The 12,067-nt window shown below is 51.9% G+C and carries 11 protein-coding genes; 4 read left to right on the forward strand and 7 right to left on the reverse strand.

Annotated features, from left to right (window positions below):
- Positions 1 to 61 precede the first annotated feature (61 nt).
- The gene (locus tag U868_RS0111135; protein ID WP_025153365.1) at positions 62 to 1,699 is read right to left on the reverse strand and encodes a Na+/H+ antiporter; all 1,638 of its coding nucleotides are present in this window, start codon (positions 1,697 to 1,699) and stop codon (positions 62 to 64) included.
- A 161-nt stretch (positions 1,700 to 1,860) separates the two neighbouring features.
- On the opposite strand from U868_RS0111135, the gene U868_RS0111140 reads away from it, so the two are divergent.
- Positions 1,861 to 2,121 carry a hypothetical protein gene (locus tag U868_RS0111140; RefSeq protein WP_025153366.1) on the forward strand — a complete coding sequence of 87 codons (261 nt, stop codon included), beginning with the start codon at positions 1,861 to 1,863 and terminating at the stop codon, positions 2,119 to 2,121.
- Here the strand turns inward: U868_RS0111140 and U868_RS0111145 are convergent.
- On the reverse strand, positions 2,118 to 3,689 hold the full coding sequence (locus U868_RS0111145; RefSeq protein ID WP_025153367.1) for a TerC family protein: 1,572 nt from the start codon (positions 3,687 to 3,689) through the stop codon (positions 2,118 to 2,120). The genes U868_RS0111140 and U868_RS0111145 overlap by 4 nt on opposite strands.
- Before the next feature lie 237 nt (positions 3,690 to 3,926).
- Here U868_RS0111145 and gndA point away from each other — a divergent pair, with 237 nt between their 5' ends.
- The 3 genes from gndA to U868_RS0111160 all read left to right on the forward strand — a co-directional run bounded on the left by gndA (position 3,927) and on the right by U868_RS0111160 (position 6,596).
- Positions 3,927 to 5,339 carry an NADP-dependent phosphogluconate dehydrogenase gene (gndA, locus tag U868_RS0111150; RefSeq protein WP_025153368.1) on the forward strand — a complete coding sequence of 471 codons (1,413 nt, stop codon included), beginning with the start codon at positions 3,927 to 3,929 and terminating at the stop codon, positions 5,337 to 5,339.
- A gap of 116 nt (positions 5,340 to 5,455) precedes the next feature.
- Positions 5,456 to 6,334: a rhomboid family intramembrane serine protease gene (locus tag U868_RS0111155; protein WP_025153369.1), complete on the forward strand. Its 879-nt coding sequence runs from the start codon at positions 5,456 to 5,458 to the stop codon at positions 6,332 to 6,334.
- Positions 6,335 to 6,407: 73 nt separating this feature from the next.
- The gene (locus U868_RS0111160) at positions 6,408 to 6,596 is read left to right on the forward strand and encodes a hypothetical protein (RefSeq protein WP_029991050.1); all 189 of its coding nucleotides are present in this window, start codon (positions 6,408 to 6,410) and stop codon (positions 6,594 to 6,596) included.
- Between the two features lie 57 nt (positions 6,597 to 6,653).
- Here U868_RS0111160 and U868_RS0111165 read toward each other — a convergent pair whose 3' ends face one another.
- From U868_RS0111165 to udk, 5 genes are all read right to left on the reverse strand, one after another.
- A complete protein-coding gene (locus U868_RS0111165; RefSeq protein ID WP_029991052.1) occupies positions 6,654 to 6,932 on the reverse strand; it encodes a riboflavin synthase in 279 nt (92 codons plus the stop codon).
- 69 nt (positions 6,933 to 7,001) lie between these two features.
- Complete coding sequence (dcuC, locus tag U868_RS0111170; protein WP_025153371.1) at positions 7,002 to 8,390, reverse strand: anaerobic C4-dicarboxylate transporter DcuC; 1,389 nt, start codon at positions 8,388 to 8,390, stop codon at positions 7,002 to 7,004.
- A gap of 197 nt (positions 8,391 to 8,587) precedes the next feature.
- Positions 8,588 to 10,450 (reverse strand): outer membrane assembly protein AsmA, encoded by a 1,863-nt coding sequence (asmA, locus tag U868_RS0111175; RefSeq protein ID WP_025153372.1) that lies wholly within the window; start codon positions 10,448 to 10,450, stop codon positions 8,588 to 8,590.
- Positions 10,451 to 10,509: 59 nt separating this feature from the next.
- Positions 10,510 to 11,091: a dCTP deaminase gene (gene dcd / locus U868_RS0111180; protein ID WP_025153373.1), complete on the reverse strand. Its 582-nt coding sequence runs from the start codon at positions 11,089 to 11,091 to the stop codon at positions 10,510 to 10,512.
- Positions 11,092 to 11,158: 67 nt separating this feature from the next.
- Positions 11,159 to 11,803 (reverse strand): uridine kinase, encoded by a 645-nt coding sequence (udk, locus tag U868_RS0111185; RefSeq protein ID WP_025153374.1) that lies wholly within the window; start codon positions 11,801 to 11,803, stop codon positions 11,159 to 11,161.
- Positions 11,804 to 12,067 lie beyond the last annotated feature (264 nt).

A 12,067-nucleotide genomic window follows, 5' to 3' on the forward strand; every position in this document is an offset into this window, starting at 1 on the left:
GGTTTTCTGTGTACAAAAAAAGACCCGCAGCGCGGGTCTTTTGATTCTTACTCTGTGACTGTCAGTGCAGCGCCAGTTTCAGCGCCTCTTCCTTCAGATCCAGCTCCTGCACCAGCCGCGTGTAAGTGTGCTCACTGATATTCTTACTTTTGCGCAGCTGTTTCAGCGCATCACGCTCCGCCTGAAGTGCTGTCAGTGACATCCGCCGTTCCATGCGGATCACATTGTGCCAGTCAAATCCGGCGGTCTGGTCATCACTGTTACTGTCAAGATGACGACCGTAGATCTCCAGCAGATGAGTCCCCACTTCTGTGCGCAGTGTCATTTCATCAATGTCTTCCAGCGGTTCAGCCATCTGCCCGCGCAAATTGTTCATTGCGGCTTCATTCAGGGTGAACCGGGCGTTCAGCTCTTCATTATCGTGCGGTAAGTCGGTATTCAGCCCTTTGGTCAGCACCGGCAGTGCAACGGCGGCAATCACCAGTGAAAACAGGATCACGCCCATGGCGAGGAAGATAGCCAGATCCCGGTGCGGGAACGGTGAACCATCATTCATCAGTACCGGCAGAGTCAGAATACCGGCAAGGGTAATCGCCCCGCGCACACCCGCCGTTGCCATAATCGCCATCAGGCGCAGATGCGGCATATCGGACTGCTTACCTTTGCGGCGCTGACGGAAAACCGTCAGTGTCATGGCAACCCATACCCAGGCAAAACGCAGCAGCGCCAGACCAACAGTGATAATTACCACATACAGCAGCAGCACCCACGGCGCGGAGGCACCGGCATCCGCTGCCACCTGCGGCACGGAGCGCCACATTTCCGGTAACTGCTCACCCAGCAGAATAAAGATCATGCCGTTCAGCGCGACCTGCACGGTATCCCAGACCGCTTTGCTCTGCATGCGGGTGGCAGACTGCATACGACCGACAATACGCTCATAGTGCATGGCAATACCGGCCGCCACTGCCGCCAGAATCCCTGACACGTCCATGTGCTCCGCTGCCAGATAAGAGACAAACGGGATCAGCAGACTGATCATAATCTGAATCGCCGGGTCTTCCCCGGTACGCTGCACCAGGAACTGGTTCACTTTCCCGATAAACATGGCAATCAGCAGGCCCACCATAATCCCGCCCAGCGCCACCAGCATAAACTTCCCGGCAGCCGACGGCAGGGAGAACGTCCCGGTCAGTGCCGCGCCTACCGCAAAACTGAAGCACACCAGGCCGCTGGCATCATTAAAGAGGGATTCCCCTTCCAGAATATGCGCCATACGGGACGGCAGCGGCGCATTGACGGTCATTGCCGCCACAGACACCGGGTCTGTCGGTGACAGAATCGCCGCTAATGCAAAAGCAACAGCCAGAGAAACCGCCGGGATCAGCCAGTGAATAAACAGCCCCATGCCGACAACGGTGAAAAACACCAGACCAATGGCCAGCGAGAAAATCGGTTTGATATCACTGAACAGCGCTTCTTTCGGAATACGCCAGCCATCAAGAAACAGCAGCGGCGGGATAAAAAGGAACAGGAACAGATGCGGCTCAAACTCCACATCAAAACCAAAGAGTGACAACCCCGCACCAATGGCAATCTGAATAAAAGGTAACGGGATTTTGTCTCCCAGCAGGCGGGAGATAAACACGCTGGCAATCACGGCCAGCAAAAAAACAAGGATCAGTGTAACAACAGACATAGGCGGTTTTTTTATCCTTTCAGAAATCTGATACATAACCACAATTCAGGGTTTGCAGGGTATACGATTGACAGTAAAAATAAAGCAGAGAAAGCAGGGAATGTAAAATTATTGTGTGTCAAAATCTGAATATCTGCCGGGGTTGTTCCCAGTGCCGGTCAATGAGCACCGCTCAGGGCTTTACTGAATACAGCAATGACCAGAGTCCTGACGGTGACATCTCTTTCCTGATTGATGATGAGGCCTGTTATATTCCTGAAAACACCACGACCCGCAGTGGTGCTGATGCCCGCGGAAGTGTAAACCGCGTGCCAAAAACAGTCAGAAAATTTTCAGTGATGTTGAGTGTGCCCGGCGGAATAACCGGCACGGTAAGAGAACAACGCCGCCGTTTCCGGCGGCGTCATTATTTTAACGGTTAATCATCAAGGTCTTCCGGATTTTCCGGCAGTGTGATTTTCACACGGTTAATCCGGTGATTCTGAATTTCCAGCGGCTCAAACAGGCAGCCGTCAATTTCAATCTGCTCACCGACTTTCGGCAGACGCTGTAAATGCTCCATCAGCAGACCGGCTACCGTTTCATACTCGCGCTTTTCATCCAGCGTCAGCGGAATATAGTTGATTAAGTCTTCCAGCGGCATAAAACCGTTGGTGATCCAACTGTTATCATCCGTAAACTGAATGTCATGGCGGGCATCATTCTCAACACCGCTGACCGGCAGGTTACCGGCAATGGTTTCCATCACATCTGTCAGTGTCACCACCCCTTCAACGTACCCGAATTCATCGGCCACAAAGGCAAAGTGTGTCTGCGCCTGACGGAACTGCTCCAGCGCTTTCAGTAATGACAGCTGTTCAGGGAACACCAGCGGCTGTTTGATCAGCGCATGCAGATCCAGCGTGTCCTGCTGTAAACGCTGATGCAGCAGGTCAATCACATGCACCACGCCCAGCAGTTCATCATCATCCGCCGAGCCTTTGATCACCACGCGGGTGTGCGGGTTTTTAATCAGCAGCGCCGCGATTTCATCACTGGTGGCATCAATCCGCAGCATCTCCACATCATGACGCGAAGTCATAATACTGTTGACGTTACGCTGCGACAGCCCGAGCACACGGACAATCATCTGCCGCTCTTCGGGGTCAAAAATTTCCTGATTATCCGAAATCAGATCTGCCGTGCGGTTATCCAGTTCTGAGGATTCGCGTTTACCGCTCAGAATACGCAGCACCGCTTCCGCAGTGCGCTGGCGCAGGGAATTTCGCCCGCGCAGAAACTTACGGCGGTTAAACATCGCTACCTGATTGAGCATTTCAATCATGATGGAGAAGCCGATCGCCGCGTAGAGGTAACCTTTCGGAATGTGATAGCCGAACCCTTCCGCCACCAGACTGAAACCGATCATCAGCAGGAAACTGAGACACAGGATAACAATGGTCGGGTGCTCATTGACAAAGCGGGTCAGCGGACGGCTGCCCCAGATCATCAGCAGCATGGCAATAATCACCGCTGTCACCATCACACCGATGTGATCCACCATCCCGACTGCCGTGATCACGGAGTCCAGCGAGAAGACGGCGTCCAGCACAATAATCTGTGCCACCACCGCCCAGAATTTTGAGGTTTTCCGCTGCTGCCCGTCGTGATGCTCACCGCCTTCCAGCCGTTCGTTCAGCTCCATCGTGGCTTTAAACAGCAGGAACAGACCCCCGATCAGCATAATTAAGTCACGTGCACTGAACGGATGGCCGAACATCGTAAACATCGGTTTAGTCAGCGTGATAAGCCAGGAAAGGCTGAACAACAGAATAATACGCATGACCAGCGCGCACAGCAGACCGGTTATACGGGCTTTATCACGCAGTGCAGGAGGAAGTTTATCGGCAAGAATGGCAATGAAAACAAGGTTATCAATACCAAGAACAATTTCGAGTACGATTAATGTGGCCAGGCCGGCCCAAATCGACGGATCAGCGATCCATTCCATACGGTTAGTTTTACCTTTTATTCGCACAGCTTATGCTGCAGATGAAATAATGCGGATTGTCCGGCCAAATAGCAATAAAAAATTCCGCACTTTGCCGCTGTTCCTGTTGTGCGCAATGACGATACCGTTTGCATCAATCGCTACCACGCAGCCTTTACATGCGTTAAACTGTGACGAAATTAACAGTCAGCTAACGAAATCGTCGTTAGTCACGGGTCAATTCCTGAAGGAGTCTTCATGTCCAAACAACAAATTGGTGTTGTCGGTATGGCCGTTATGGGCCGTAATCTCGCGCTGAATATCGAAAGCCGCGGTTATTCTGTTTCTGTTTTTAACCGCTCTTCTGATAAAACCGATGAAGTGATTGCTGAAAACCCGGGGAAAAAACTGGTTCCCAGCTACAGCATTGAAGAGTTTGTTGACTCCCTGGAAAAACCCCGCCGTATCCTGCTGATGGTCAAAGCCGGTGAAGCCACTGACAAAACCATCGCATCTCTCACCCCGCATCTCGATAAAGGCGACATCCTGATCGACGGCGGCAACACCTTCTTTCAGGACACCATCCGCCGTAACAAAGAGCTGTCCGCACAGGGCTTTAACTTTATCGGCACCGGCGTTTCCGGTGGTGAGGAAGGCGCACTGAAAGGGCCGTCCATTATGCCGGGCGGACAAAAAGAAGCTTACGAACTGGTTGCCCCGATCCTGAAACAGATCGCAGCACAGGCCGAAGGTGAGCCGTGTGTGACCTACATCGGTGCTGACGGTGCCGGTCATTATGTCAAAATGGTTCACAACGGTATCGAATACGGCGATATGCAGCTGATAGCGGAAGCATACTCCGTGATGAAAAATGCCCTCGGCATCAGCAATGATGAACTGGCGTCGGTATTCAGTGAGTGGAACAACGGCGAACTGAGCAGCTACCTGATTGATATCACAAAAGATATCTTCCGCAAAAAAGATGAAGACGGCAACTATCTGGTGGATGTGATCCTTGATGAAGCCGCCAACAAAGGTACCGGTAAATGGACCAGCCAGAGCGCGCTCGACCTCGGTGTGCCGCTGACACTGATCACCGAATCCGTATTTGCCCGTTATATCTCGTTCCTGAAAGACCAGCGCGTTGCGGCTTCCAACGTACTGAAAGGGCCGAAAGCGGCTGCATTCAGCGGCGATAAAGCGGAATTTATCGAGAAAGTCCGCCGCGCCCTGTATCTGGGCAAAATTGTCTCTTATGCACAGGGCTTCTCACAGCTGCGCGTTGCCTCTGATGAGTACAACTGGGATCTGAACTACGGCGAAATCGCGAAAATTTTCCGCGCCGGTTGCATCATCCGTGCGCAGTTCCTGCAGAAAATCACTGACGCTTATGCGGAAAACCCGGCACTGGCTAACCTGCTGCTGGCCCCTTACTTCACACAGATTGCCGATGAGTATCAGCAGGCGCTGCGTGATGTGGTCTGCTACGGCGTTCAGCACGGCATTCCTACACCAACCTTCTCTGCCGCTATCGCCTATTATGACAGCTACCGCAGTGCGGTACTGCCGGCAAACCTGATCCAGGCGCAGCGTGACTATTTCGGTGCGCATACCTATAAACGTACCGACAAAGACGGTGTGTTCCACACCGAATGGCTGGAAAATAATTAATTGCTGCGGTTATCCGCATCTGCCGGAGCCGGGATAATGATCCCGGCTTTTTCTTGTTTACAGCCCGCCTGACGCTTAAACAGGCTTAATCAAATCAAATTATCCGTAGCATAATCATGAATAACATAAATCCCTGGGGTGATGTGGTTCTGCCTTCACGGCCGGCATACCGGTTTTCCGCCATGTGGCTTACCCTGCTTTTTGCCCTGATTAATATCGTGGTCTGGTTCTGGCAGCTGCACTGTGCCTCACCACTGCCGGAGCAGGAGTATAACCTGCTGCTGGCCGGTGCGAATGTGTATCAGTTGTCACTGACCGGCGACTGGTGGCGTTATCTGACCAGCATGACGCTGCATGCTGACCCTGTGCATCTGGTCATCAATACCCTCGCGCTTATCGTCATCGGTATTAACTGTGAAGCCATGGCCGGTAAAATACGGATGCTGTTTATCTATCTGGTCAGCGGTATTGCCGCCGCTTTTGTCAGCGCCACATGGTTGTGGGCTCAGCGCGGCGGATTCAGTGCGTATGAAATTCCGATCACCGTCAGTGTCGGCGCCTCCGGCGCCATTATGGGGATCGCCGGTGCCGTCATGATGTACCTGATAAGGGCGCGGACAGATCCTTCGGTTTCTGTTGCTGACCGTCTGCGTTACAAAAATCTGCTGATAACCATCATTTCACTACTCCTGCTGACATTATTAAGTTCACTGCACAACAATGATGATACCGCCACCGATAATGTGGCACACATCAGCGGCTTTATCTGCGGCGCTACGATGGGATGGCTTTACGCTGCCGCCTCCGGGATACACAAAACAGGGATGGATCGCTGGTCATGTCTGATTTCCGCCGTTTCAGCAGGGCTGATTATCCTGCTGCTGTCCGCCGGTTCCGGCAGTCATGACCGGCGTCTGATGCTTGAACGGGAAATGATCCTCGACGAGATCGGTATCATGGTTAACGCACAGGCAGAAAAACAATTAAATGATTGATTCCGGTCACATTAATCCGTGCCGTAAACCGCTATGGTGATTAAACGATTAATGACTAGAAGCAGGTGATGATATGGATTATTGGTTTGTATCGTACAAAGTGCGTGCCCGTAACGGAGACACTTTACAGGGGCATCAGATCACAGAAACCGAAGCCGGTGTGTCCCCCCGTGATGCATTAGAACAAGCTACTCAGAAAATTGCCGACGAGTCTCAGGCTGACCTGCGTTCAGTCCGTATTCTTGCATTTAACCGTGTGTAATTAACGCCCCTCACAGAGCAAAAACCCCGTGAGAATATACGGGGTTTTTTTATATCATCAGACCGCCACTCTTTCGATATTCACTTTATCACCCGCAGCCAGCCGCCCGAGTGCGGTTTTCAGTAATGTATCGGTGAAAAGATAAAAACCGACATGGCTGTTATCAATCGCTGCGACAGTCAGGCAGCAGCCGTTATACGACACGGAATCACCAATCGCCAGCCCCGGTAATAATGCCTCCGGGAACTGCACAATATGAATCAGATGATCATTGTTTTCTTCAATTTTTAAAATCAGTGCCGTGCCCTGCACCACACCGGTAAAAATCTTATCCAAAGCCAACCTCACACTTTCCGTATTGATACAAAAAAGCCGCAGCGGATAACCGGTGCGGCTCATGTCATTTTACAGTGTCACCGGTACCAGGAACTCCGTGGCGACAATCACCACCAGCAGACCGACAAGCACCGGAACCGATGTCCGTTTAACCACTTCAAACGGTGAAATTTTCGCCATACCGGCAACCGCCACCACCACACCGGAAACCGGTGACATGGTACGGCCGAGGTTGGATGCCTGTAACATCGGGATCACCAGGTACGCCGGGTTGATACCCATCTGCTGTGCCAGGCGCGGGATCAGCTCCACGAACGCATAGAATGGCGCATTACCGGAACCGGTGGTCATCGCCGCCAGCATGGTAATAATCACCAGAGCAATCATCATCACGATCGCACCGGAACCGAAAGACTGCGCCAGGCTGATCAGACCGGAGATAAAGCCGACGGTACTCAGACCCTGAGCAAACACACCGGCGGCAACCAGCAGCATCACCACGGTGGCAAAGGCATCCGCCATACCACGGTAGCAGACATCCAGCCCGGCATAGACTTTTTTGCCGTCAAAGCCACGGACGAATTCAATGATGGCAGACAGAATAATACAGCCGACAATAATCGTGATGATGTGTAATTCAGGCAGCACGATGTGGCTCAGAAAACCGATGCTGAACGGCTTACCATCAAACAGCAATACGCCGATGATCGGCATAAACGGCAGAATGGCATAGAATTTCGGCGCATTAGTGGTGATCTCTTTGACGTCCAGGATTTCCGACTTGATATCTTCTTTGCGATCGAGGAAACGCTGCCAGAAATAGTGAGCTATCGCCATCGATACAATCGCCACGATAGAAATCGGCAGAGTCAGGCTGAACGCAAACTCTTTCAGCGGGATCATAGAGGCTTCAGCCGCAATCACCACGTCACCGGAGGTCGGTGCCAGGATAATCGCCGCCGGAGAAGCACAGATAGCCGCCGCCGCACCACGGCTGATCCCCACGTTCACCATGACAGGGAACAGGGTTGCCATCAGTAACACACCAAGACCGGTGGCGGAGGAAACCGCCAGAGACATCAGACAGGCAATAAAGTAGGCCACGATCATCAGCAGGTACGGGGAGTTCACGACCTGTAACGGTTTGGAGACCATTTTGATGACCACGTCGTTGGCACCGATGTGAGTCATGTAAGCCGCAAAGCCGCACAGAACCATGATCATCATACCGAGATCGCCGCCGCGGTTCATCAGCAGGTACTTCACATACTCAATGATGTTTGTCGGTCCCCATCCGGTGGAGGTGGCGGCGGACGGCAGGATATTTTTCCCCATGATGACACTGATGATCAGAAGCAGTAAGCCCCCGACCATCAGCACTCCTGTGGCTGAATACCCTTTAATAATATAGCGCCCGACGCCGACAGCGACGACAGCACCAATAAGAAGATCTAACATTTCTGCTCCTGTCTGGTATTTTTATTTATAAAAATGATTAATGCACTCTGCCGAAAACCGGGAACAGATTAAATGATATGTGTCAATGAACCGGGGTTATTACCCGTATCATTTAAGTATTCCGGCCTCCGGCATTAAAAAAGCAGTGACAATATAAATTATCGTCACTGCTCTGTTTGTATAAATCGTCCGCGAATTTATAACCGGTTAAGCAAGGATTCCACAGCTTTGAGGTCACCCCCGGTTTTTTCATTCAGCAGCTCTCCGGCTGCCTGTTTTACCCGCTGCTGTATCTGATTACGCAACAGGGTTTCCACTTCGAACTTATACTGAATATTATCCCAGTTGCCGAACAGCACCACCGGAATACGGATGGATTGCAGCCAGGTCACCAGATCGTTGGTTTTCCCCCAGCCTTTTAAGATCTGAACCCCCAGGTTCACATCCAGATTCTGTTTTACCAGATTGGTCCGCCCGCTGCCGGTAATATTAAAGGCGTCGGATACCGCCAGAATTTTACTGATTTTCACTTCACCGTTATTCAGGGTACCGATAACTTCCAGTTTCTTCGCCTCGGTCATGGCATCCATCGATTGCGGCTGCGCCACTTTATCTGTCACCTGGGAGAGCGACTGCTGAATAAGATACGGAATATTCAGGCCGAGTAGTTTAACATCGGTGATAGTCAGCGCCACATCACCACGCCAGCTGTTTAATACCGCATCCTGGTCATAACCGGTACCGCGCAGATCACCGTCAAAACTCAGGCGTCCGGTGAATTTTTCCGGCATTTTAAACGCCGCCAGCAAGGGTTTGACATCAATATTCTGCAACAGCGGTTTGATGCGCAGCTGTGCCGGCACTTTTTCGGAATAAATCGTCATCGGCAGTGAGAAACGACCGCCGAACACGTTACCGGTCATTTTCGATATTTCGGTGATACTGCCCCGGTTTTCGGCTTTCACCGTCAGCTGACCAATTTCCATTCCCTGATAAATAAGGGAATCCACATTCAGTGCCAGGGTGGCATTAAAGTGGTTCATAAAGGTCAGATCATATTTATCCGCATTACTGCCGGTGGTGACCACGGCCGGTTTGGTGGCTACCGGGGTTTTCTCCCCGTTTTCTGAATGCACCGCGCGCTCATAACCGAGCAGGTTATCCAGATTCAGTTTTGAGGAGGCCAGCTGGATATCATAACGCGGGGTTTCACCGAGTGCCGCTTCCACTGTACCGCTGAGCTGGCTTTCATTCGCGCTCAGTTTCAGGTTTTCCAGGATCAGGGACTGCGGTGCCTGACCGACCGCTTCATGCCAGGTATAGGTGGTTGTGCCGTTACCGTTGATGCCGTTGGCATACAGACCGGCACCGGACAGGCGGTAATTCAGGCGGTTAATATTACCGCTGATCTGTACCGGGTACTGGGAGAGATCAATATCCGAGCTCAGGCTGAAAGAGAGTTCCTGCTGATTACGCAGAATATTACTGTTCAGCGCTATCACATAGCGTTCAGGGGTATTGCGCTCAAGGGAGAAGTTAATGTCGCGCATGTTAATCTGCGAACCGTCTTCTGTCTGCCAGACCAGCAGACTGTTGGCAATACGGATGCGATCAACATCAAACGACCATTTGTTTTCCTGTTCGACCGGTACCGGCCGGGCTTTCTGGTTACCCGGTGCAACAGGGGCACTTTTCTTCTCTTTCGATTCGGTTTCAGGCAGGATTTTCAGCAGTGCGCCGTCAAGCATCACTTCACGGACCGATAACTGATGGGATAACAGCGGCCAAAGTTCGACATCAAGGCGCATATTCTCAGCGGTCACCACCGGTTCGGCGGCATCGGGAGCTGTCAGGGACATCTTACCGGTGATGATGCTCAGTTTCGGCCAGACATGCCAGCGCATATCATCTTTCATCACCAGTTCGTAACCGGTGTCTTCCTTCACCTTGTTAACGATATAATCGCGGAAATCATTCGGGTTCACCAGCAGGATTAAGGCCGCGAGGCCCGCCGCTATCACGACAAGCAGAATAATCAGCGTGGTGAAAAATCGTTTCATAATCCCTGTTCCTTACCCATTCTCTGTTGAACCCGCTGACGGACAGTACTGTCCGCCGTTTAATCTTCGCTGATACGGCTGCCCACCGCTCCCTGCTGATTTTTGTATTTTGCATCACTGCGGCGGTTATACGGCCGGTCAGCGGAGCCGGATAACGGCTCAAAACTCAGGGCACCGATCACCATTCCCGGCCGCAGTGCCAAGGGTAACTTACCTGAGTTATAAAATTCCAGTACGATTTGCCCGTGCCAGCCCGGATCGATCCGGTGTGCGGTCACGTGAACCATCAGCCCGAGGCGTGCCAGTGATGAACGCCCGTCCAGCCAGCCGACCAGGTTATCCGGCAGTGTGACCGATTCCAGCGTCACCGCCAGCGCCAGTTCCCCCGGATGCAGATAGAACACTTCATCTTCGCTCAGGGTAATTTCATCACTCATGACATTTTCCAGCGCCGCATTGACTTCTTCTTTCGGGCCGCTGAGATCAATATACGCTGCCGTATGGCCCCGGAAAACCCGGAACTGATGCCCGAGGCGGACATCCGCCGTCGCCCCGTTAATCCGCTCAACCGGCGGACGCGGGGAAATGGTCAGTCTGCCGTCATCAAGCCACTGAATAATGTCACGGTCACAAAGTCGCATGGTATCATCCTTATAAAACTCAGCGTTTATCACGGCGGATAAACGCAGGTTAATTATTGTCGGCGGTTCACTCGCAGAACTGACTGATTTTGGCTTTCAGAATATCAATCGCCACACGGTTCTTACCGCCCCGCGGCACTATGATATCAGCATATTGTTTTGTTGGTTCAATAAATTGCAGGTACATCGGACGAACGGTTTTATTGTACTGTGCAATCACCGAATCCAGTGTGCGTCCGCGCTCATTCACATCGCGGCGGATACGGCGCATCAGGCAGATATCCAGCGGGGTATCGACGAAAATAGAGAAATCCATCTGCTCGCGCAGACGCTTGTCGGTCAGCAGCAGGATACCCTCAAGAATAATCACCCGCTTCGGGCTGAACAGCACCGATTCCGGTTTGCGGGTATGTTCCGCATAATCATACTGCGGTAACTGAATAGACTTACCTGATTTCAGTGCTTTCAGGTGCTGTAACAGCAGTTCGTGATCCATCGAGCCGGGATGGTCATAGTTGACCTTGATGCGCTCTTCCATCGGCACATCGCTCTGATCTTTGTAGTAGCAGTCTTCCGGAATCACACCGATATTGTGATCGCCCACCTGAGCACGTAATTCGTGATAAAGCGTATTGGCAATCAGACTTTTTCCTGACGCGGATGCGCCGGTGATGCCGATGATAGTGCACTGCTGCTGTGCTGTGTCAGCCATAATTGAAATAACCTGGTTTGAAAATAGGAGAGAAAAAAACCGAAACGGTCTGCTGCGGCCTCTTTTAGTGCTTATACGGCCGGGAGTAACAAAACGTGTCCGCCCAGCGCTGAATTATAGGGAGTAACGGCGTGAGATTCCAGCAGAATCGGGCATTCCGCCTCATTATTTCAGGGTAACCGCGCTTACGGCACTCTGAAAAAAAGACCCGTACATCACTGCACAGGTCTTTTTGACTTTCCGGATACACCGGAGCAGAAATAA

Source organism: Morganella morganii H1r, from assembly GCF_000633515.1.
GTDB lineage: Bacteria > Pseudomonadota > Gammaproteobacteria > Enterobacterales > Enterobacteriaceae > Morganella > Morganella morganii_B.

Coding starts and splice junctions, on each gene's coding strand:
- U868_RS0111140 (WP_025153366.1), top strand. CDS start 1,861: ATGAGCACCGCTCAGGGCTTTACTGAATACAGCAATGACCAGAGTCCT.
- gndA (WP_025153368.1), top strand. CDS start 3,927: ATGTCCAAACAACAAATTGGTGTTGTCGGTATGGCCGTTATGGGCCGT.
- U868_RS0111135 (WP_025153365.1), bottom strand. CDS start 1,699: ATGTCTGTTGTTACACTGATCCTTGTTTTTTTGCTGGCCGTGATTGCC.
- U868_RS0111145 (WP_025153367.1), bottom strand. CDS start 3,689: ATGGAATGGATCGCTGATCCGTCGATTTGGGCCGGCCTGGCCACATTA.
- dcd (WP_025153373.1), bottom strand. CDS start 11,091: ATGCGACTTTGTGACCGTGACATTATTCAGTGGCTTGATGACGGCAGA.
- asmA (WP_025153372.1), bottom strand. CDS start 10,450: ATGAAACGATTTTTCACCACGCTGATTATTCTGCTTGTCGTGATAGCG.
- U868_RS0111155 (WP_025153369.1), top strand. CDS start 5,456: ATGAATAACATAAATCCCTGGGGTGATGTGGTTCTGCCTTCACGGCCG.
- dcuC (WP_025153371.1), bottom strand. CDS start 8,390: ATGTTAGATCTTCTTATTGGTGCTGTCGTCGCTGTCGGCGTCGGGCGC.
- udk (WP_025153374.1), bottom strand. CDS start 11,803: ATGGCTGACACAGCACAGCAGCAGTGCACTATCATCGGCATCACCGGC.
- U868_RS0111160 (WP_029991050.1), top strand. CDS start 6,408: ATGGATTATTGGTTTGTATCGTACAAAGTGCGTGCCCGTAACGGAGAC.